General features: G+C 75.2%; 19 protein-coding genes. 7 read left to right on the top strand and 12 right to left on the bottom strand.

Annotated elements, in window-relative coordinates; genetic code table 11:
* Positions 1-11: 11 nt before the first annotated feature.
* Complete coding sequence (locus AB0H37_RS22120; protein ID WP_179836045.1) at positions 12-1,265, top strand: aminotransferase class III-fold pyridoxal phosphate-dependent enzyme; 1,254 nt, start codon at positions 12-14, stop codon at positions 1,263-1,265.
* A gap of 10 nt (positions 1,266-1,275) precedes the next feature.
* On the opposite strand, the gene AB0H37_RS22115 is transcribed toward AB0H37_RS22120, so the two are convergent.
* The gene (locus AB0H37_RS22115; protein ID WP_329088535.1) at positions 1,276-1,425 is read right to left on the bottom strand and encodes a hypothetical protein; all 150 of its coding nucleotides are present in this window, start codon (positions 1,423-1,425) and stop codon (positions 1,276-1,278) included.
* Positions 1,422-1,733, bottom strand: a complete 312-nt coding sequence (locus tag AB0H37_RS22110) for a hypothetical protein (protein ID WP_329088533.1) — start codon at positions 1,731-1,733, stop codon at positions 1,422-1,424. Before AB0H37_RS22110 ends, AB0H37_RS22115 begins: the two co-directional genes overlap by 4 nt.
* A gap of 80 nt (positions 1,734-1,813) precedes the next feature.
* On the opposite strand from AB0H37_RS22110, the gene AB0H37_RS22105 reads away from it, so the two are divergent.
* Together AB0H37_RS22105 and AB0H37_RS22100 are read left to right on the top strand one after the other, a co-directional pair.
* A complete protein-coding gene (locus AB0H37_RS22105; protein ID WP_360614780.1) occupies positions 1,814-2,491 on the top strand; it encodes a TetR family transcriptional regulator C-terminal domain-containing protein in 678 nt (225 codons plus the stop codon).
* A 47-nt stretch (positions 2,492-2,538) separates the two neighbouring features.
* Positions 2,539-3,678 carry an acyl-CoA dehydrogenase family protein gene (locus AB0H37_RS22100; protein ID WP_360614778.1) on the top strand — a complete coding sequence of 380 codons (1,140 nt, stop codon included), beginning with the start codon at positions 2,539-2,541 and terminating at the stop codon, positions 3,676-3,678.
* 66 nt (positions 3,679-3,744) lie between these two features.
* On the opposite strand, the gene AB0H37_RS22095 is transcribed toward AB0H37_RS22100, so the two are convergent.
* Both AB0H37_RS22095 and AB0H37_RS22090 read right to left on the bottom strand, forming a co-directional pair.
* Positions 3,745-4,602 carry an alpha/beta fold hydrolase gene (locus AB0H37_RS22095; protein ID WP_360614776.1) on the bottom strand — a complete coding sequence of 286 codons (858 nt, stop codon included), beginning with the start codon at positions 4,600-4,602 and terminating at the stop codon, positions 3,745-3,747.
* Between the two features lie 193 nt (positions 4,603-4,795).
* Entirely contained in the window at positions 4,796-5,455 is a 660-nt protein-coding gene (locus AB0H37_RS22090) for a TetR/AcrR family transcriptional regulator (RefSeq protein WP_179836051.1), read from the bottom strand.
* 70 nt (positions 5,456-5,525) lie between these two features.
* Here AB0H37_RS22090 and AB0H37_RS22085 point away from each other — a divergent pair, with 70 nt between their 5' ends.
* Together AB0H37_RS22085 and AB0H37_RS22080 are read left to right on the top strand one after the other, a co-directional pair.
* Positions 5,526-6,953 carry an MFS transporter gene (locus AB0H37_RS22085; protein ID WP_360614774.1) on the top strand — a complete coding sequence of 476 codons (1,428 nt, stop codon included), beginning with the start codon at positions 5,526-5,528 and terminating at the stop codon, positions 6,951-6,953.
* Entirely contained in the window at positions 6,950-7,330 is a 381-nt protein-coding gene (locus AB0H37_RS22080; protein WP_360614772.1) for a cupin domain-containing protein, read from the top strand. Before AB0H37_RS22085 ends, AB0H37_RS22080 begins: the two co-directional genes overlap by 4 nt.
* 47 nt (positions 7,331-7,377) lie before the next feature.
* Here AB0H37_RS22080 and AB0H37_RS22075 read toward each other — a convergent pair whose 3' ends face one another.
* Together AB0H37_RS22075 and AB0H37_RS22070 are read right to left on the bottom strand one after the other, a co-directional pair.
* Positions 7,378-8,523, bottom strand: a complete 1,146-nt coding sequence (locus AB0H37_RS22075; protein ID WP_329088516.1) for a CaiB/BaiF CoA-transferase family protein — start codon at positions 8,521-8,523, stop codon at positions 7,378-7,380.
* Between the two features lie 77 nt (positions 8,524-8,600).
* Complete coding sequence (locus AB0H37_RS22070; protein WP_360614770.1) at positions 8,601-10,088, bottom strand: hypothetical protein; 1,488 nt, start codon at positions 10,086-10,088, stop codon at positions 8,601-8,603.
* Between the two features lie 374 nt (positions 10,089-10,462).
* Here AB0H37_RS22070 and AB0H37_RS22065 point away from each other — a divergent pair, with 374 nt between their 5' ends.
* A complete protein-coding gene (locus AB0H37_RS22065) occupies positions 10,463-12,184 on the top strand; it encodes a serine/threonine-protein kinase (RefSeq protein WP_360614768.1) in 1,722 nt (573 codons plus the stop codon).
* A gap of 21 nt (positions 12,185-12,205) precedes the next feature.
* Here AB0H37_RS22065 and AB0H37_RS22060 read toward each other — a convergent pair whose 3' ends face one another.
* The 4 genes from AB0H37_RS22060 to AB0H37_RS22045 all read right to left on the bottom strand — a co-directional run bounded on the left by AB0H37_RS22060 (position 12,206) and on the right by AB0H37_RS22045 (position 16,283).
* Positions 12,206-14,290 carry a fibronectin type III domain-containing protein gene (locus AB0H37_RS22060; protein ID WP_360614766.1) on the bottom strand — a complete coding sequence of 695 codons (2,085 nt, stop codon included), beginning with the start codon at positions 14,288-14,290 and terminating at the stop codon, positions 12,206-12,208.
* An 87-nt stretch (positions 14,291-14,377) separates the two neighbouring features.
* A complete protein-coding gene (locus AB0H37_RS22055; protein ID WP_360614764.1) occupies positions 14,378-15,313 on the bottom strand; it encodes a pyridoxal-phosphate dependent enzyme in 936 nt (311 codons plus the stop codon).
* Complete coding sequence (locus AB0H37_RS22050) at positions 15,310-15,480, bottom strand: hypothetical protein (RefSeq protein WP_360614762.1); 171 nt, start codon at positions 15,478-15,480, stop codon at positions 15,310-15,312. Before AB0H37_RS22050 ends, AB0H37_RS22055 begins: the two co-directional genes overlap by 4 nt.
* Before the next feature lie 68 nt (positions 15,481-15,548).
* A complete protein-coding gene (locus AB0H37_RS22045; protein ID WP_360614760.1) occupies positions 15,549-16,283 on the bottom strand; it encodes a transposase in 735 nt (244 codons plus the stop codon).
* Here AB0H37_RS22045 and AB0H37_RS22040 point away from each other — a divergent pair.
* Positions 16,273-16,911, top strand: coding sequence for a hypothetical protein (locus AB0H37_RS22040; protein ID WP_179836060.1), 639 nt, complete (start codon positions 16,273-16,275; stop codon positions 16,909-16,911). The two genes, AB0H37_RS22045 and AB0H37_RS22040, sit on opposite strands and share 11 nt — an antisense overlap.
* On the opposite strand, the gene AB0H37_RS22035 is transcribed toward AB0H37_RS22040, so the two are convergent.
* Both AB0H37_RS22035 and AB0H37_RS22030 read right to left on the bottom strand, forming a co-directional pair.
* Positions 16,892-19,078 carry a DUF3488 and transglutaminase-like domain-containing protein gene (locus tag AB0H37_RS22035; protein ID WP_360614758.1) on the bottom strand — a complete coding sequence of 729 codons (2,187 nt, stop codon included), beginning with the start codon at positions 19,076-19,078 and terminating at the stop codon, positions 16,892-16,894. The two genes, AB0H37_RS22040 and AB0H37_RS22035, sit on opposite strands and share 20 nt — an antisense overlap.
* A complete protein-coding gene (locus tag AB0H37_RS22030; protein ID WP_360614756.1) occupies positions 19,075-20,205 on the bottom strand; it encodes a DUF58 domain-containing protein in 1,131 nt (376 codons plus the stop codon). Before AB0H37_RS22030 ends, AB0H37_RS22035 begins: the two co-directional genes overlap by 4 nt.
* Position 20,206: the final 1 nt, after the last annotated feature.

Here is a 20,206-nt window from a genome sequence, read left to right as displayed (position 1 = left end):
GAGGGACGTCCATGGCGACGCTGTCTCCCCTGCTCAAGCAGGCCACCCCCGTCCTCGCCGAGCGCGGCGAGGGCGTCTACCTCTACGACGCCGAGGGCCGCCGTCACCTGGACTTCACCGCGGGCATCGGCGTCACCAACACCGGCCACTGCCACCCGCGCGTGGTCGAGGCCGCGCAGCGGCAGGTGGGCACGCTCATCCACGGCCAGTACACGACCGTCATGCACCGGCCGCTGCTGCGGCTGACCGAGGCGCTCGGCGAGGTGCTGCCGGAGGGCCTGGACTCGCTGTTCTTCCTCAACAGCGGCAGCGAGGCGGTCGAGGCGTCCATCCGGCTGGCCCGGCACGCCACCGGCCGGCAGAACATCGTCGTCTTCCACGGCTCCTTCCACGGCCGGACGATGGGCGCCGCCGCGCTCACCACGGCGGGCACGAAGTTCCGCGCCGGGATCGGCCCGCTGATGCCGGGGGCCGCGATCGCGCCGTTCCCGCAGGCCTACCGGTACGGGTGGTCGGAGGAGGAGGCGACGCGGTTCGCGCTGCGCGAACTCGACTACCTGCTCGTCACCGCGAGCCCCGCGTCCGACACGGCCGCGTTCGTGGTCGAGCCCGTTCTCGGCGAGGGCGGCTACATCCCCGCGCCGCCCGCCTTCCTGGAGGGACTGCGCGAGCGCGCCGACCGGCACGGCATCCTGCTGATCGTGGACGAGGTGCAGACCGGGTTCGGGCGGACCGGCCGGTTCTGGGGCCACGAGCACGCGGCCGCGCGCCCCGACGTCCTGATCACGGCCAAGGGCCTGGCGAGCGGGTTCCCGCTGTCGGCCATCGCGGCGCCGGCGGCGCTGATGGAGAAGGCCCGCCCGGGGTCGCAGGGCGGCACGTACGGGGGCAACGCGGTCGCGTGCGCCGCCGCGCTCGCCACCCTGCAGGTCATCGCCGACGAGGACCTGGTCGGCAACGCCGCCGTGCAGGGCGCGCGGCTGAACGACGGGCTCCGCAAGGTCGCCGCCGACCATCCGGCGATCGGCGACGTGCGCGGGCTCGGGCTGATGCAGGCCAGCGAGTTCACCACGCCGGACGGCGAACCCGACGCCGCCGCGGCGGCGCGGGCGCACGGGGCCGCCGCCGAGCGCGGGCTCCTCCTGCTGACCTGCGGCGCGTACGGCAACGTCGTCCGGATGATCCCGCCGCTGATCGTCACCGGGGAGCAGATCGACGACGGGCTCGCCCTGTGGGCGGACGCCGTCGCCGACGCCCTCGGCTAGGGCCCGCGCCTCAGCGCGGGTCCTTCGGGCCGGTCCTGCGGTAGACGATCGTGAGGGCGACCACGACCACGATCAGGGCCGCCAGGACGATCCCGCCCTTGATCAGCCGGTCCACCAGCAGGTCGATGATCACATCGCCGTCGTCGGCGGCGAGGGTCACCGGTCCCCTCCGGTCCCGCGGGTCTCGGCCCGGTCGAGGTAGTGCAGTGCGCCGCGGGCGGCGAGCCGGCCGAGTTCGGACCGGCCGCCGCCCCGCCGCGCGCCGAGGCCGCCGCGGCCCGCCCCCGGTCCGGCCGCCGGGCGGTCGGCCCAGGCGCGCAGGGCCGGCTCGACCAGGCCGCGGGCCCGGCCGAGCCGGCCGTGGCGCCTGAGCATGATCGCCACGCTGAACACCGCGACGACCAGCAGCGCGATCCCGGCGACGATGATCGCAAAGCGGATCAGCAGGATGTTCATCACCTCGTCCATGTCGACCTTCCCCTCCGTCGAGTTTCTTTGGCACGGTCGTGCCAAAAAAGACTGTAGCACGGACGTGCTATAAAAGGACGGTGCCGAAGATCGTCGATCCCGAGGCCCGCCGCCGCGAGGTGGCCGAGGCCGTTTTCCGCGTCGTGCACCGGGACGGCCTGGAGCAGGCGTCGCTGCGCTCCGTCGCCGCCGAGGCGGGCCTGGCGATCGGATCGGTCCGGCACTACTTCGGTGGCCAGGCCGACATCATGATCTTCGCGATGCGCACGTTCGCCGAGCGGGCCGGCGAACGGCTGCGGCAGCGCGCGGGCCGGCTCGCCGTCCCCGACCCCGCCGCACCGCCCGCCGAGCATGCGGCGGCCATGGAGGCGCTGTTCGCCGAACTGCTGCCGCTGGACGCCGAGCGGCGCGAGGAGGCCGAGGTGTGGCTGGCCTTCGTGGTCGGCGCCCGCACCCGGCCCGAGCTGCGTCCGCTGGCCCGGGAGATGCACGACGACCTGCGCTCCATCGCGGCGCGGGTCCTGCGGGCGGCCCGCCTTGCCGGCGCCCTGCGCCCCGATCTGGACGTCGAGGTGGAGGCCGCGCGGGTGCACGCGCTGGTGGACGGCCTGTCCTCGCACGCCGTCCTGCAGCCCGAAGGCACCGACCCGGCCGGGCTGCGGGCCGTGCTGCGCCGGCACGTCAGCGAGCTGTCCGGCGTACCCGCGGACGACCTGCCCGCACCGCCCGGCCTGGAGGACCCGCGCGCCGGGGAGTGACGCGCCGCCTGCTAGATTCCGAACCTCGTTCTGTACGAGGAGGCGCGGTGAACCCCTGGCAGACCCCGGAGCGCGCGGCGCTGCGCGCCCTGGTCCGCGACTTCACCGCGCGGGAGATCGTCCCGTTCCTCGCCGGCTGGGAGGACGCGGGCGAGCTGCCCCGCTCCCTGCACGCCCGGGCCGCCGAGGCGGGACTGCTCGGGGCCGGGTTCCCGGAGGAGGCGGGCGGGTCCGGCGGGGAGCTGTTCGACGCGCTGATCGTCGCCGAGGAGATCATTCAGTCCGGCGGGTCGGGCGGCGTGGTGGCCTCCCTGTTCACGCACGGGATCGCGCTCCCCCACATCATCGCCTCCGGGGACGAGGCGCTGATCGACCGGTTCGCGCGGCCGGCGCTCGCCGGGGAGCTGATCGGCGCGCTCGGCGTCACCGAGCCCGGCACCGGGTCGGACGTCGCGGGCCTCCGCACGACCGCCGTCCGCGACGGCGGGCACTACGTCGTCGACGGCGCCAAGATGTTCATCACCTCGGGGGTGCGGGCCGACTTCGTCACCACGGCGGTGCGGACGGGCGGGCCCGGCTTCGACGGCATCTCCCTGCTGGTCGTGGAGAAGGGCGCCCCCGGGTTCACCGTCTCGAAGCCACTGCGCAAGATGGGCTGGCTCTGCTCCGACACCGCCGAGCTGTCGTTCGACGGCGTCCGCGTCCCCGCGCAGAACCTGGTCGGCGCGGAGAACAGCGGGTTCCTGCAGATCGTCCAGAACTTCGTGACCGAGCGGCTCTCCCTGGCCGTCCAGGCCTATGCGACGGCGCAGCGCTGCCTGGACCTCACCCTGGCCTGGGTCCGGGACCGGGAGACGTTCGGGCGCCCGCTGGCCTCCCGGCAGCTCGTCCGGCACAAGATCGCCGAGATGGCGCGGCGGACCGACGTCGCCCGCACCTACACCCGCGCGGTCGCCGAACGGCACGCCGCCGGGGAGGACGTCCTCACCGAGACCGCCTACGCCAAGAACACCGCCGTCCTCGCCTGCGAGCACGTCGTGCACGAGGCCGTCCAGCTGCACGGCGGGATGGGCTACATGCGCGAGTCGGAGGTGGAGCGCCACTACCGCGACGCCCGCATCCTCGGCATCGGCGGCGGCACCAACGAGATCATGAACGAGATCGCCGCCAAGCGCCTCGGGCTGTGAGACCGGCCGCCGCGCGGCGGCGCCCGGCGGTGAAAGGGGAGGCCGCCGGGCGCCGCCGTCTCCGGGTCAGCCGAGGGGCTTCGCGCAGTCGATGGGCCAGTACGGGCCCCAGACGTCGAGCGAGTTCAGCACGAACTTGATCATCACCGGGTCGAAGGCGATGCCGACGTGCGCGTTGGCGTCGTTCGCGCACTTGTCCTGCAGCAGGACGTTCTGCGCGTTGGAGCCGTTGAGGAACTCCGAGGTGTAGGGCGTGACGACCTCGTCGTACTTGGTGGACAGCACGATGTAGGTCGGGCCGGGCACGGTGTCGCCGCCCTCGTTCAGCTTCTTCAGGAAGTCCGAGCCGACGATCTGCTGGCCCGCCGACGGCGCGGCCTTCACGACCGCCTGCGTGATGCCGAGCAGGCTGCCCAGCTCCACCAGCCCGGACATGTTGGTGCCGTGGTTGGACGGCACGATGCCGACCAGCTTGTTGACCTTCGCGGCCCCGCCGAGGAACTTCATGTAGTACCGGGGCATCATGCCGCCCTGCGAGTGCCCGACGATGTCGACCTTGGACGCCCCGGTGGAGGCCGTGACCTTGTCGACGAAGGCCGACAGCTCACCGGCCGACGTGGGAATGTCGTTGATCCCCTGAATGGGGCCGTCCTTCGGCCCGCCGTAGTTGAGGGCGTAGACGCAGTACCCGGCCTTCTTCAGCGCCGGGGAGAGCTTCTGCCAGTTGAACGCCATGTTCTCGAACGTCCCGTGCACGAGGACCACGGGGCGGGGGTGGAAGAACGAGGGCTTGCAGTTCCAGTCGTTCGCCCCTTCCGGGCTCGTCTCGGCGTGCGCGGCGGGCGCGACCGTCCCGGCCAGGCCGAGAGCGACGGGGACCGCCGCGGCGATGACCGCCCAAGAGCGGAGTCGTTTGGAACGCATGGGCATCTCCCTAATGCGGGCACGCCGAACAGGGCCGGTGTCCGGCCTTCTGGTCGTCGTGTTGATCGGGGTGGAGTGCCCACAAGGTACGACCGCTTTCCGGCGCAGTCTTGTGGAATGGCCGCCGGTTACCGCGAGGGAATTGTCAGCCGATTCACAATCGGCTCGGCGCGCGGGCGCGTGGCCTGCGGCCTCATGCGCGGGTGAGTCCGTCGACGAGCGCGCGCAGGCCGTCGAGGTAGGTGTCCTGCGCGGTCAGCGTCGCCCAGCGGCCCGACAGGGACGCCAGCCGCGGCAGCTCCGCCGGGTCGAGGTCGGCGAAGACCCGGTCGCGGTAGGTGGGCCGGTCGTCGTCGGCGCGCCTGCGGGCGGACGCGGCCCGCACGAGCATCTCCCCCGCCGTGTAGTACCAGACCGCCCGGTAGCCGTGGACGGCCTGCTCGATGGTGAGGCCGCATTCCATCAGGGCGTCCACGATCCGCTCGTTGTACCAGAGCGCCTCCTCCGCCATCAGGTCGTCGGCGGTGAGCACCTCCACGATCCACGGGCAGGCGGCCAGCGTCTCGCGGAGGGTCGCGGCCAGCACGACGACCCGCTCGCGGGGATCGCGGGGCAGTTCGGGCCTGCGCAGCGTCCGGGCGGCGAAGTCCTCCAGCAGCAGGAGCAGGAGTTCCTCCTTGTCGCGCACGTGATGGTAGAGCGCCATCGGCGTGCTCCCGACCTCCTTGGCCAGCCGCCGCATGGTCAGCCTGCCGGCCCCCTCCTCGTCCACGATCCGGCGGGCGGTCTCGATGATCTCCGCGCGGGAGATGCGGGGCGGCCTGCCGCCGCCCCGCCGCTCTGGGGACGCCATCCCCCCATCATCGCGCATGCGCGCACCCCCGGCTGGACAGGCGGACGCGACTCCGAGTAGGTTTTTATACATGTACAGAAAATCGAGACCAGGGGTGGTGCTGGCGGCCGCGTGCGTCGCCCAGTTCGTCGTCGCCCTGGACATGGCGGTGGTCAACGTCGCGCTGCCCGCGATCCGCACGTCCCTCGGCTTCGCCCCGGTCGACCTGGCCTGGGTCGTGCACGTCTACGCGCTCACCTTCGGCGGCTTCCTGCTGCTCGGCGGCCGGGCCGGCGACCTGTACGGGCGGCGCCGGCTGTTCGTCCTCGGGCTCGCGGTCTTCGGCCTCTGCTCGCTCGGCGGCGGCCTGGCCCAGGCGCCCTGGCAGCTCGTCGCCGCCCGGGCCGGGCAGGGCGTCGGCGCCGCGGCCGTCGCCCCGGCGGCGCTCGCGCTGCTGACGACCACGTTCGAGGGCCGTGCCCGCGTCCGGGCGCTCGGCGTGTGGAGCGCGGTGAACGCCGCGGGCGGCGCGCTCGGCGTCCTCGCCGGCGGCCTCCTGACCGAGTACGCGGGCTGGCGCTGGGTGATGCTGGTCAACCTGCCGATCGTCGCGGCCGCCCTGGCCCTCGTCCCGGCGGGGGTCCCCGCGGCGCGGGCCGCCGTGCGGGAGCGGGCGGACGTGCTCGGCGCGGTGCTCGCCACCGGCGGCATCGGGCTCCTGGTGTTCGGCGTCGTCCGCACCGACACCCGCGGCTGGACCTCCACGGCGACCCTCGCCACCCTGGTCGCGGCGACGGTCCTCCTCGCGGCGTTCGTGTTCGCCGAGTCCAGGTCGCCGGCCCCGCTCATCCGGCTCGGCCTGCTGCGCGGACGCTGGGTGGCCGGGGCGAACCTGATCGTGTTCTTCGCCGCCGCGGGCCAGTTCTCCGCCTTCTACTTCGTGTCCCTCTACATGCAGCAGGTCCTGCACATGGGGGCGGCCGAGACGGGCGCCGCGTTCCTGCCGTTCTCCGCGGGGCTGGTGGCCGGGACCGTGGCCGCCACCCGGATCACCTCGGCCCGCTCGCCGCGCGCGGCGCTCATCCCGGGCGGCCTGCTCGCCGCCGCGGGGCTCGGCTGGTTCGCCCTCATCAGCCCCGGCGGGGGCTTCCTCACCGACGTCCTCGGACCGTCCCTGCTCTGCAGCGTCGGTACCGGCCTCGTCCTCGCCCCGGTCGCGGTCGCCGCCACCACCGGCGTCGCCCCCCGCGAGGCGGGCACGGCCTCGGGCCTGCTCAACAGCTCCCGCCAGCTCGGCGGCTGCATCGGCCTGGCGGCCCTGGCGACCGTCGCCGCCCACCGCACCGGCGGCGCCGCGACCGGGCCCGCGCTGAACGACGGCTACGCCCTGAGCCTCGCCGTCTCCGCCGCCCTCTTCCTCATCGCGGCCGCGGTCGCCGTGGCCCTCCCCCGCCGCGGGACGGCCGCCGCGCCCTCCCCCGCACCCAGGGAAAACCGACTGGAAGGAACACCCTCATGAACCCGATCGACATGTTCGCCTCCGCCCTCACCTTCCACCCGGACGGCGCGGTCCGCGCGGCCGAGCGCCGCATGACCGACGACGACGGCGGCTGGCAGATCGCGGCGTTCCACGTCGAGACCGACGAGGACGTCCACGCCGACCACTGGGAGGCGCACCCGGCCGCGGAGGAGGCGGTGTGCTGCCTGTCCGGCGCTCTGCGGATCTACTTCCGTGCCGAGGAGCCCGGCGGCGAGGAGGAGATGGTGCCGCTGCCCGCAGGCACGGCCGTCGTCGTTCCCCGGGGCCGCTGGCACCGCCTGGAACTGGACGCCCCGAGCGACATCATGTCCGTCACCCTCCGCCGCGGCACCCGCCATGAGAAGCGCGCCGTCTGAGGCGCTCCGGTGGCCGTGCCCGCGGCGGGCACGGCCACCCGTCCCGGTCAGGCCTGGGCCACGGCGCCTTCCTTGAGGAGGGTCTCGGCGTCGTCGAAGCCCAGGTCCTCCAGGACGGCCCTGGTCTGGCCGCCGGGAAGGACGGGGACGCCGTCGGTCTCGGCCGGGGTCCGGGAGAAGCGGGGGGCCGGGGCGGGCTGGCGGTGGCCGGCGAGGTCGGGGAAGACCTCGCGGGATGTGTTGAAGGGATGCTCGGCGGCCTCGGTCATCGACAGGACGGGGGCCACGCAGGCGTCGCTGGGGACGAAGACCTCCGTCCACTCGTCGCGGGTCCTCGTGCGGAAGGCGGCGGCGAAGCGCTCGCGCATGGCCGGCCACCGGTCGCGGTCGTACTGGGCGGGGAGGTCCTCCCCGTCGAGGCCGAGACGGCGGAGGAACTCGGCGTAGAACTGCGGCTCGATGGCGCCGACGGCCATGTGGCGGCCGTCGGAGGTCTCGTAGACGTCGTACCAGGGGGCGCCGGTGTCGAGCATGTTGACGCCGCGGCGGTCCTCCCAGATGCCGCCCGCGAGGAAGCCGTGGATGAAGGTGGACAGGTGGGCGGTGCCGTCCACGATGGCGGCGTCGACGACCTGGCCCCGCCCGTTCGCCCGCGTTTCGAGCAGCGCCGCGAGGACGCCGGTGACGAGGTACATGCTGCCGCCCGCGAAGTCGCCGAGCAGGTTCATCGGGACCTGGGGCGGCCCGCCCGCGCGGCCGATGGCGTGCAGGGCGCCGGTGATCGCGATGTACCCGACGTCGTGGCCCGCGGTGTGCGCCAGCGGCCCCTGCTGCCCCCAGCCGGTCATCCGCCCGTAGACCAGGCGGGGGTTGCGGGCCAGGCAGTCGTCGGGGCCGATGCCGAGGCGCTCGGTGACGCCGGGGCGGAAACCTTCGAGCAGGACGTCGGACTTCTCCACCAGGCGGAGGACGACCTCCTTGCCGCGCTCGCTCTTGAGGTCGATGGCGATCGACCGCTTGCCGCGGTTGGTGAAGTCGGTGCCGCCGGCGGTCTCGCCGTCGCGGACGGCGGAGGCGCGGTCGACGCGGATCACGTCGGCGCCGAGGTCGGCCAGCAGCATCGCCGCGAACGGCCCCGGCCCGATCCCGGCCAGCTCGATCACCCGTACTCCGGAGAGCGGCCCGTTGCCCATCTGCGACTCCCTGAATCTCGTTCGGTTCCCCCTCCAGTGTGCCCGATCGAGGTAAGCGGGTGCTGACCAGACCCGCCCTAACGGGCGGTGAGGATCACGGGCGTTCCGGGGGCGCCCCTGGCGGTGAGGAGGCGGTCGCGCGTCGCCGGATCCTGAACCCCCTCGGCGTGCGGGACGAGACCGCGTCCCGCCGCGGCCAGGTAGTACCAGCGGTCCGACGGGGCGCGCCACCACGTCCCGCTGACCGGGCGCCGGACGTCGCAGGCGCCCGTGGCGCGGTTCTCCGCCCCGAGCAGGGTCGCGAAGGCGGCGGCGCCGCCGTCGGCGTACGCCAGCCGGGTGCAGGTCCAGTCGGCGCTCTTCCCGCCGTGCGGCAGCGTCCCCGACCAGAAGTCGAACGCCATCGCCGCGGAGACGGGCCGCGAGGGCGCGGGGATGGCGCAGGCCAGCCTCTTCCAGAACGACCGGGCGGTGCGGCCGAGCGCGGCCGGACGGTCGGGGCCGCCCGGCCTGCGGTCCGGGGCGCGGTAGCCGAGGACGGCGGCCCGCGAGCCGCCGAGGTCGCCGACCGTCCGCGGGCCGAGGTGGAAGAGCGGGCCGCGGCCGCAGTCGGTGCCGGGGCGGACGGGCGCCGTCACGCCGCCGTACGTGGCGAGCCGCCCCCCGGCGAGGGATTCCGGCCGGGCGTCCCAGGGCGCGAGGAGGTAGCGGCCGCCGCCGAGGGCGATCGGCGCGGACGGGTCGGCGCCGATCGCGGCGACGTCCACGCGGCCGGAGACGTAGCGGGCCAGGCGTGCGCCGCTGCGCATCACGGCGAGCGGCGCGCCGTCCACCCGGCCGGCGTACAGGAGCTGCGCGACGCCGCTGTCGGGGCGGCGGCCCCCGGGGGCGGCCGCCCACGCGGCGGCGGCGCGCCGGCCGAACGCCCGGTCGCCGGCGAGCTCGCCGCGGGCGGGCCAGACGTCGAGGGAGCGGGCGCCGCGCGTCCAGGCGTCCGGCGCCGCCGCGACGAGGCCGAGACCGCGGGCCGACGCCTCGCGCGGGCCCTCCCGTTCGGTCACCAGGAGCGCGCCGACCAGCGCGGCGGTGAGGAAGGCCGCGGCCGCGAGCGGGAGCATCGAGCGGGTGCGGACGGGGCGCAGCAGCTCCGGCTCGAACCGGTCGGCGCGGCGGGGCACGGGCACCTCGACGGCCTCGGCGGCGCGGATCACCGGCCAGGGGTCGCGCACCCGCAGCTCGATCAGCTGGTCGCGGACGGCGTAGCGGGGCATCCCCTCCACGTTCCGCAGGACGTAGGCGACGCGGACGTGGGGGTCGAGCCTGGACAGCGCCGCGGTCAGCGCCGGGTCGGGCAGGCGGGCGGGGAGCGCGCGCAGCCACGGGCCGAGGCCGATCTGCAGGCGGCGGGACGGGCGCAGCGACCGGCGCAGCACGCGGGTGCGGCGCCGGGCGTGCCCGGCGGCGGAGCGGTCGCGGGCGCCGCGCGCGGTGGAGTCCACGATCCGGCGGGCGATCGCCAGCCGGTAGACGCGCTTTCCCCGTCCCGGTAGAACGAAATACGCCATCCGCACAAGGTCGCCATAAGCCGATTCTGCCGGCGGTGTTTCCTTGTACGGATTCGTCATGACATCGTCCGTCACGGCGGGCCACTCCCTCTGGGGCAGTTCCTTCGTCGCGAACACCGAGGTTAGGACGGAGAGGGGCGGCACCGGAGCGCAATTGGCACAACGATTAACCGGCCGTATGGAAATGTCATCTCATTTCCATACGAGACGCCGGGGCGGTCGGGCCGGGCCTTCCCGGCGAGAGCAGCCACGCCCGTTTCCTCCCCGTACTACGCTGTTGCCCTCGGGGAACCGCCCCGGGCCGCGCCGCATCGAATGACCGCGCCCCGCCGCGCCCCGGACGAGACGAGCGACCGAGAGGGAACCCCCGACCCATGACCGAGGACGTTCCGGGCTACCGGGTGCTGGAGCAGGTCGGCGAGGGCGGCTTCAGCGTCGTCTACCGCGCCCACCAGGAGCGCCTGGACCGGATGGTCGCGCTGAAGGTCCTGTCGATCAGCGCGGTCGACGACGCGGCGATGCGGCGGTTCCAGCGCGAGTGCAAGATCACCGGGCGGCTCTCCGGACACCCGAACATCGTGACCGTGCTCGACACCGGCACCACCCGGTCCGGGCGCCCCTACATCGTGATGGAGTACTTCGAGCACGGCGCGCTCACCGACCGGCTCGCGCGGGAGGGGCCTCTGGCGTTCGCCGAGGTGCTGCGGATCGGGGTGAAGATGGCGGGCGCGCTCGCCGCCACGCATGAGACCGACGTCCTGCACCGGGACGTCAAGCCGCAGAACGTGCTGCTGTCGCGGTACGGGGAGCCCGCGCTCGCCGACTTCGGCATCGCCCGCCTGGTCGACAGCTTCGACGCCACCCACACGCAGGCCTTCACCCCGCACCACGCCGCCCCCGAGGTGCTGGAGGGCAGGCCGCCGGGCATCGGGTCCGACCTCTACTCGCTCGGCTCGACGCTCTACCAGCTGCTGTCCGGGCGGCCCGCGTTCAAGGGTCCGCCCCGCGAGGGCATCGCGCCGCTGATGCTGCGGATCCTGAACGACCCGCCGCCGCCGATCCCGCGCCCCGACGTCCCGCGGCAGGTCACCGACGTCATCGTGCGCTCGATGGCCAAGACGCCCGACGAGCGGTTCGCGAGCGCCGTGGAGTTCGCGCAGGCGCTCCAGCGCGTGCAGGCCGAGCTGGGGCTGCCGGTGACGGACGTCGCGCACAGCAGCCGCGGCGCGCTGGCGGCGCCGGACGCCGGCCCGCGCCTCACGTTCCCCGACACCTCCGCTCCGCCGGTGCCCGCGCCGGCACCGACCGCGCAGGCGCCTTCCCCGCCCGCCGTCGCACCGCCGGCTCCGGCTCCGGCGCCCGTCGCCGCGCCGAAGCCGCCGCCGTCGCCGTGGGCGCCCAACGCCCTCCCGTCGCAGGCCCCGGAAGCGGTGCTCCCCCAGGAGGGCCCGCCGCCCGCCCCGGAGGCCGCCTGGCCCCCGGCCCCGGCGCCCCAGGCCGGCGACCAGCGCGCGAGCGGCTCCTCCACGACGCCGCACACGACGCCGCAGGCGGGCCCGCACCAGACCACCTGGGACCGGCCGCACGACGGGCCCCGGCGCGGCCTGATCGTCGTGGCCGGAATCGTGCTCGCCGGCGGGCTGGCCCTCGGCATCGGGGCGCTCGCGCTGTCGGGGGGCGGCGACGGCAAGGGCGGGACCGCCGCGACGTCGACGCCGCCGTCCCAGACCCAGACCGTCCCGCAGGGGCAGGCCACCCAGGCTCCGCAGGCGCCGATCCCGGCCTCGCAGCTCGCCGCGACCCGGCCGCGCAAGGTGGTCGCGCGACAGGTCGGGCGGACGGCGGCGCTCCTCTGGACGCTGCCGCCCGCCGCGCGCGGGCTGCCGCTCCTCGTCCAGCAGCAGCCCGCCGGGACCCGGCCGATCACGTCGGTGAAGGCGGGGTCGCAGTCGGCGACCATGCCGGGCCTGCGGCCGAACACGACCCACTGCTTCAAGGTCGGCGCGGTGCTGCGCCTCAACCAGGGCCAGGCGCCGGACGTGGCGTGGTCGGCGCCCGCCTGCGTCGGCAAGGCGAAGAAGCGCACCCAGCCGTGACCCTCGTGGAGGGGCCGGGGGTCAGGGCTCGCACGTCCAGACCGCCGGCCCCGCGAAGTTCCTCCAGTCGCCCGGCGTGTTGACCAGGTAACCGATGAGGTAGCCGGTCTTGCCGCTCCACGTGATGTCGGCGTACATGTCGCCGGCGAGGCTGGAGTCCTTGGGGTGCCTGTAGTACACGCCCTTCTTCTGGCAGTGCACGACGACGAGTTCGCCGTTGTTGTCGTTCATGGTGGCGACGGTCGTGCCGCCGTTGGCGTCGGCCGTGGCCCGGATGTAGGCGTTGGAGTTCCCGTTGCGTTCCACCGGGTACCTGGTCGCGGGTCCGGTGAGCCTGGCGTCGAGCGTCGCGTCCGCGCCCGTGCCCGCGCCGTTCACGGCGGCGACGGTGAAGGTGTAGGGCCCGTTCGTCCACACCTCCCCGAGCGTCGCGGTCATGGCCGAGCCCGTCGCGGCGGGCACCGTCCGGGTCCCCCTGACCGGGCCGTCCCAGCCGATCCGGTAGGCGGACGCGCCGGGCGGGGCCGTCCAGGAGACCTTCGTCCCGGACGCGGTGGCCTGCGCCTGGAGGCCGGTCGGCGCGCCGGGCGTCACGCACGGGCGGGCGGGATCACTGGGCGCCGACACCTGCTCGCGGGTCCGTCCCCGGCCGTCCCGGTAGCGGACGGCGACGCGGAAGCGGTACTCGCGGGCGCAGTCGCCGCCGGTGACGGTGAACGTGAAGGGCCCGGCGCCCGGCGCGATCGCGGCCGGGCGCGCCGCGAGGCCGGGCGGGACGTCCTTCAGCGCGTACCCGATGATCCCCTCGCCGTCCGAGGGCTGGAAGTCGATCCGCATCGTGCCCGCCCCGGGCGTGACCGACACGTTCAGCGGCGCGCCGGGCGGTTCGCCGGGGCGCGGTCGGCGGGGGTCCTGCGGGGCGGTCCGCGGCGGCGGGGCGGCGCCGCCGCCGGGCTGCGGGATGGCGCGGCGCACCGGGCCGCCCGCGACCTTGTCCCGGTACTTGTCGATGCCCTTGCCGACGCCCTGCCCGTCGATCACGACGGCGCGCGGGCCGGCCGGGTCGTTCGCCCACAGCAGGCCGTCGCGGACGAAGACGTCCAGCCTGGCGGGCCGCCCGCTGATCGGGACCGGCGCCTCGAACCGGTTGCCCGCCGCGTCGTACACGAGCAGGGACCCGGCCGTCTCGTCGGGGATGTAGACCCTGGACCCGAGCATGTGCGGCGGCCGGTACCGGTGCTTCGGCATGGCGAGCCGCGTGCTGGAGTACCGCCCGGTGTCGGTGTCGACGGTCACCAGCGACCCCGCGCCGGGCACCAGCAGCGGGACGGTCTTGCCCTCGGTGGCGGGCGGGGCGAGCACGCCGCCGCGGCCCGCCTGCCGGACGGTCGCGGGCAGTCCGACGGTCAGCCGCGTCCCGGACTGCTTGATGACCGTGGCGGTGGCGTTCGTCGAGTTCACGACGACCGGGTCGCCCGCGGCCATGGTGAGCGCGAGGTCGTCCCCCGGTCCGCCGACGCGGACCGGCGGCCGGGAACGGCCGTCCCCGAACGCCGCGACCTGCCCGTCCCGCGCCACCGGCACCCACAGGGCGCCCCGCGCGTCGATGCCCGCCTGCCCGAGGACGGGCGGGAGGGTGGCGGGCGCGCCGACCGGCGTCAGGCCGACCGGGTCGATCTGCTGGAGGACGCCCTTGACGGAGTCGACCGTGTAGGCCTTGCCGGCACCCGCGAGGACCTGGATGCCGCGGCCCAGCGGGCGGCTCGCGCCGACGTCCAGCTGGGCGGGGTCGAGGCGGCTGACGACGCCGGTGTCCCGGTCGACGATCAGCACGGTGGCGCCGTCCTGAATGATCTTGATGTCGTGGCCGCGCATCTGCGGGGGCACGCCGGTCTTGCCGTCCACCTTGGCCGCGGGCCCGTTGACGTGCACGACGAGGCCCTTGTCCCGCGCGGTGAGCCAGGCGCCGACGTCGGCGATCCGGTACTTGGCGCTCGCGACGCCCACCCCGTAGACGACGGCGGCGATGATCAGCACGCCGGTGAGCCCGACGGCCACCTGCCCCGTCAGCCGATCACGCCGAAAGAAACCGCCCAGGCCCGCCATGTCCTGAAATCCCCCACCCGTTCCGCAGGGGACACCGTAGCCGCTCACGTCCCGCCGGTGCCGGTTTTTCCCGGGAAACGGCGGCGCTCAGCCTCCGCCGAGGGCGGCGGTGTACGCCGGGACGGTGATGTTGCGCCCGGACACGACCACCACCAGGCGCCCGGCGGCCTCGACCTTCCCGGCCAGGACGGCGGCGACCGCCGCGGCGCCCGCGCCCTCGGCGACGAGGCCGTGCTCGTGGAACAGCAGGCGCAGCGCCGTCCGGATCTGGTCGTCGGTGACCGACGTCAGCTCGGCGGTGCGCCCGATCACCTCGGGGGTGACGCAGCCGGGTTCGAGGTTGCCGGGCAGGCCGTCGGCGAAGGTCTCGCCGACCTCGACCCGGGTGACCCGCCCTGCCGCCACCGACGCCGAGACGCCGCGCGACACCGCCGACTCCACGCCCACGACCCGCACGTCGCCTCGCTCGCGCGCCCACAGGCACAGGCCGGCGACGAGCCCGCCGCCCCCGACCGGCGCGACCACCGTGAGGGGACCGTCCGCCTGCCGGTCGAGCTCACGCCCGATGGTGCCCTGCCCCGCGATGACCGCCGGGTCGTTGTAGGGCGAGACGTAGAGGCCCGGGAGCGTCATCGCGTGCGCCTCGGCCTCGTCGTAGGTCGTCCCGTGCTGGACGAGGCGCACCGGGAACGCGCGGATCCTGTCGACCTTGACCTGCGACGCCCGGGTCGAGACCACGACGGTGACGTCCGCGCCCGCCTTCGCGGCGGCGTACCCCATGCCGAGGCCGTGGTTGCCCGCGCTCGCCGTCACCGCCGGCTCCCCCTCGGGGAGCGCGGCGACGGCCGCGAGCGCGCCCCGCACCTTGAACGCGCCGATCGGCTGGAACGTCTCCAGCTTCAGCAGCGCACCCGGCGCGAGGCCCGAGGGGACCAGGGGCGTGGGGGCGAGCTCGGCGGACACGGCCCGCCAGGCGCGGTCCAGGTCGTCCGGGCCGGGCGGCCGGACGGCGCGCACCGTCATCCACGCTCCCCCGGCGACCCGTCCAGCCGCTCGTGCAGGCGCTCGCGGATCTCGTCGGGGGTGTAGGAGCGGCGGCGGCGCTCGGCGCGCACGATCACGGCCCCGGTCGCGGCGACGCCGAGGAACCCGGCGACGCCCAGCGCCTTCCAGAGGTTCGGTGCCTTCAAAAGATCAGCGGGTTTCCGGCGGTCGGACGTTCTCGTGCGCATACGGCTACCTTGACATCCTCTCCGCCCTAAAGGACGCAGATTCCCTCCACGCTGCGCGTGGACCGCGCGGCGTCCGGGTGGGTTACCGCTTCACTGCGCGGCGCCGGGACGAGGCCCGGTCTTACCTGCGCTCCACGGTCGTTTAGCCTGTCCGCCTGCCCGGCGGCCAGGATGTTGAGGGCGGCGTTGAGGTCCCGGTCATGGGCCGCTCCGCAGGGGCAGTCCCACGCCCGGACGTTGAGGGCCATCTCGGCGTTGATGCGGCCGCAGGCCGAGCACCTGCGGGTGGAGGGGAAGAACCGGTCCACCCGGCCAAAGGTGCGCCCGTACCGGGCGGCCTTGTACTCCAGCATGGCGGTGAAACCGGCCCACCCGGCGTCATGGAGGCTCTTGGCCAGCCGCGTCCGGGAAAGCCCGGCCACGCACAGGTCCTCGACGTACACCGCTTGGCTGTCGCGGATGATCGCCGTGGACAGCTTGTGCTGCCAGTCTCGCCGGGTGTCGGCCACCCGCGCATGAGCGCGCGCCACCTTCCTGACGGCCTTGGCGCGGTTGGCCGAGCCTTTCTGCTTGCGGGACAGATCCTGCTGCAGCCGCTTGAGTTTGCGGGCGGCACGCCGCAGGAACTTCGGCGCGGTCACCTTCGTGCCGTCCGACAGCACCGCGAAGTGCGCCAGCGCGCAAGCGGGCGAGTCGGCTTCACTCCCAGCCTGACGGCCGGAGCCTTGCCGACGGTACAGTTGGCGGGCTATGCCGGGCACGAGCATCTCCCTCGCCGAGGCCGTCGAGCTGACCCGCACCGGGGACGTGTGGCTGTTCCGCGGCCGGACGGTCGCCGACCGCGCCATCCAGATGACGACCAACAGTCCCGTCAACCACGTCGGCATGGCGGTGGTGATCGACGACCTGCCGCCGCTGATGTGGCACGCCGAGCTCGGCCGTTCGCTGCGGGACATGTGGACCGGCGGGCACCACCGCGGCGCGCAGCTGCACGACCTGCGGGACGCGGTGCTGGCCTGGGGGAACCGCTACGGCCAGCGGGCCTGGCTGCGGCAGCTCGACCCGCCGCCGACCGGGGCGATGGAGGACGCGGCGCTGCGCGCGGTGGCGCGGCTGGACGGCACGCCGTTCCCCTCGACGTCGAAGCTGGCGACGCGGTGGCTGCGCGGGCGGGTGCCGATCCGGCGGCCGGCCGAGCGGGACGCGAACCTGGAGACGGCGTTCTGCGCGGAGATCGTCGCGGTGACGTACCAGTCGATGGGGCTGCTGCCGAAGGGGCGCCGCCCGAACTGGTTCGACCCGGGGCGGTTCTGGAGCGGGGACGACCTGGAGCTGGAGACGGGCGCGGTGCTCGGCGGCGAGATCGCGGTCAGCGTCCCCGCGTCCTGACGGCCCGGCGGTCCCGCAGCGACCGCGGGTGCAGGCGCCGCCGGAACCGGCGCAGCCGCCCGGCCCTGGCGGTGACGAGGCGGCCGAGCTCGTCGGTGTGCCCCCACGCCCGGTCGGCGGCTCCGGGGTCGGGGTGGGACGCGGCGAAGCGGCTGCGGTTGACGAGGTCGGCGAGCGGCCCGAGATGGCCGTGGGCGTCGTCTCCGACGGCCGACGCGCCGAAGCGGGCGACCTCGTGCGCGGTCAGCGTCCGGGCCGTGGACAGGCCGACGTCGGCGAGGTGGTCGAGCGCCTGGTGCCATGCGCCGGTGATGCGGGCGGCGGGCGGCCCCGCCCTCCGGCGCCGTCTTCGCAGGGCGGGGGCGAGGAGGACGGCGCCCAGGTAGGCGATGACGAGCGCGCCCACCGCGATCGAGGCGAACACCCACCACGGCGTGGGCCGGCCGTCGTCGGCGGCCGGCTTCTGCGAGCCCTTCTGCGTCGTGTCGCCCGGGCCCTGGCCGCGCTGCTGCGAGGCCGCGTTCTTCTGGGCCTGCTCCAGCTTCTGCTCGGTCTCCCCCGCCGCGACGGAGTCGTTCTTCTTGGACCGCCGCGCGCTGTCGGGGAGCGGGTTGAACCGGATCCAGCCGAGCCGGTCGAACTTGATCTCCGGCCACACCATCACGTCCCCGGACCGGACCTGGACGGTGTCGCCCGCGCGGTCGCCGCCGTCGAAGCCCACGATGACGCGGGACGGCAGGCCGATCGTCCGGGCGAGCAGGGCGTAGGCGGTCGCGAAGTGCTCGGGCGTGCCGCGCCTGCCCTCGCCGAGGAAGTAGTCGAGCTGCCGGTAGCCGTGCCCCGGCGGGGCGGTGACGTCGTACCTGGCGTAGCGCTTGAGGTACTCGGCGAGCATCGCGGCCTTCTGGATGGGCGACACGGCGCCCTGCGTCGCGGCCCGGGCGAACCTGCGGAACTCGGCGATCTGGACGGGCGGCTCCTTCGCGCCGGGCCCCCACGGCAGCTCCCGCGCGGCCCGGGCCTCGGCGTCGCCGGCGACGGCCGCCCCGGCGAGGTCGTCGGCCGTCCATTCCGGGACGACGGAGCCGACGCGGTAGGTCTGGCCGGGGCGCAGCGGCTGCGCGGCGGCCAGCGCGCCGCTGCCGGGGTCGACGACGACGGGGAGCCCGGTGACCTCCCGCGGGCGGTCGGCGGCGGGCACCCACACGCCCGGCAGGTCGTGGATGGTGATGCGCTGCGCGACCTCGTGCTCGCGGCCCGGGTCCGGCCCCTGCGGCACGCGGCTCCCGGTCGGGACGAAGCGGGCCGTGGACGACCAGGTCACGCCGTCGAACCGGTCCAGGACGGCGAGCCGCTCGATCTCGTTCCGCTTCGACTGGACCGTGAACATCACCTGGTCGGGGCTGAGCAGCCAGCCGCCGACGCGGTCCAGCGGGCTGACGCCGTCGCGCTGCTGCGGCGGCGGCGCCTGCACCTGCTCGCGCGGGTCGTAGGGGTCCGCGCTGACGGGGACGACGGGGCCGGCGGCGAACGCCAGCGCCCCGAGGACGGCCGCGGCGGGGACGCCGATCAGGAGGGGCCGCCACGCGACGCCCGAGCCCGGCCCGTCCGCGCGGACGAGGACCAGCACGGCGGTGAGCACGACGGTCGCGGCGGCGAGCGGCAGGTTGGATCCGGGGCCGTCCACCCCGAGCAGCAGCGCGACCGCCCACACGCCGAGCGCCGGCACGCACGGCAGGGCGCGCAGCGAGGTGCGCAGCGCCAGCTCCGCCGCCGCGAACGCCGCCAGCCACACCACCACGTGGACCAGGACGAGGTACTCCGGCTTCGCGGGGGCGGGCAGCAGCGTGGTCAGGATCGACTTCCACGCGCCGAGCACGCCCTCGCGCAGCGTCTGCGGCAGCGTCCCGTCCCCGAGGGCGGGGCGCAGGACGGTGACCGAGACCGTCCCCGCCCAGGCGACGACGGTCAGCACCAGCGAGATCCACAGCGGCCATGGGCCCTTGTCCTTGCGCGGCCCCGACAGCAGCCCGCACAGCAGCGTCGGCACCACCGCCGCGGCGGCGGCGACGGGGACGACCGGCCCGAGCCCGAAGACCCGCTGGAACGCCAGCCCGGCGACGGCGACCAGGCAGGCCGTCACGGCGATCGACGCGTACCGGGTCACCGGGTGCTCCCGAGCCGCCGCCACGCCTCCGCCAGCCCCTCCAGGTCGGCGAAGTCGACGAGCTGGACGCCGGGCGGCGCCGCCGCGGGCCCGTCCGGGCGGACCCGCAGCACGACGATGCGGTCGAAGCGGCTGCGGACGGCCGCGATGCGCCCGATCTCGGCGGCGTCCGGGGTGATGACGACGAGGGACCCGCCCGCGCGCACGCGGCGCACCGCGTCCACGACCGAGCGCGGCCCCTCCCGCGTCTGGACGGAGGTGAGCCGGTCGAGGAGGACCTCGACGTCGTCCGGCCCGCCCCGCGTGTCGGCCACCTGGCCGTCGCCGGTGAGGATCCGGACGGGGAAGCTCGCCGACGCCGCCCCGGCCGCGACCGACGCCGCCGCGTCCACGGCCAGCTCGAAGTCGTCGGGCTCCGGCCACGAGCCGGGGCGCGCCTCCAGCACGACCGTCGTCGTCGGCAGGCTGGCGTCCACGAGCTGGCGGACCATCAGCGTCCCGGTGCGGGCCGACGACTTCCAGTGGATGTGGCGCAGCTCGTCCCCGATCACGTACTCGCGCAGCGCGTGGAACGTCGCGGTCCCCGCCGGGGACCGGTCGCTGGTCGGACCCTCCAGGTGGTAGGCGCGGCCGGACGGCAGCAGCGCCAGCGGCACCGTCCTCGGCCGGACGAGCAGGACCCGCGGCGTCCCGTACTCCCGCACCCGGCGCGCCAGCCGGAGGGGGTCGGCGCGCACCAGCCGCAGCGGCCCCACGGGGATCTCGCCGCGCCGGGACGTCGGCAGCCGGTAGGTCACGGTGCGGCCGCCGCCCGGGCGCAGCCGCGGGATGTCGACCGCGACCGGAGTGGAGCCCGCCGCGTCCTCGGCGCTGAGCCCGCGGACGCCGCGCCCCTTGTTCGTCACGTGCAGGACCCCGACGGCGGGCTCGCCGCGCTCGACCCGCGCCGGCGCGATCTCCCGGCGGACCTCCAGCTTCGGGCGCGGCAGCGTCCACAGCGCCGCCGCCCCCACCGCGACGAGGCCCGCGACGGCCAGCACGGCGGGCTCGGGATAGCCGAGCCACCAGCCCGCCGCGTACAGCGGCACCGAACCGGCCGCCGTCCCCCACCCGAGCGGCGTCAGCACG

This window comes from Actinomadura sp. NPDC023710 (assembly GCF_040639875.1).
In the GTDB taxonomy this organism is placed as follows: domain Bacteria; phylum Actinomycetota; class Actinomycetes; order Streptosporangiales; family Streptosporangiaceae; genus Spirillospora; species Spirillospora citrea.
This window is presented reverse-complemented; position numbering and strand designations above follow the sequence as displayed.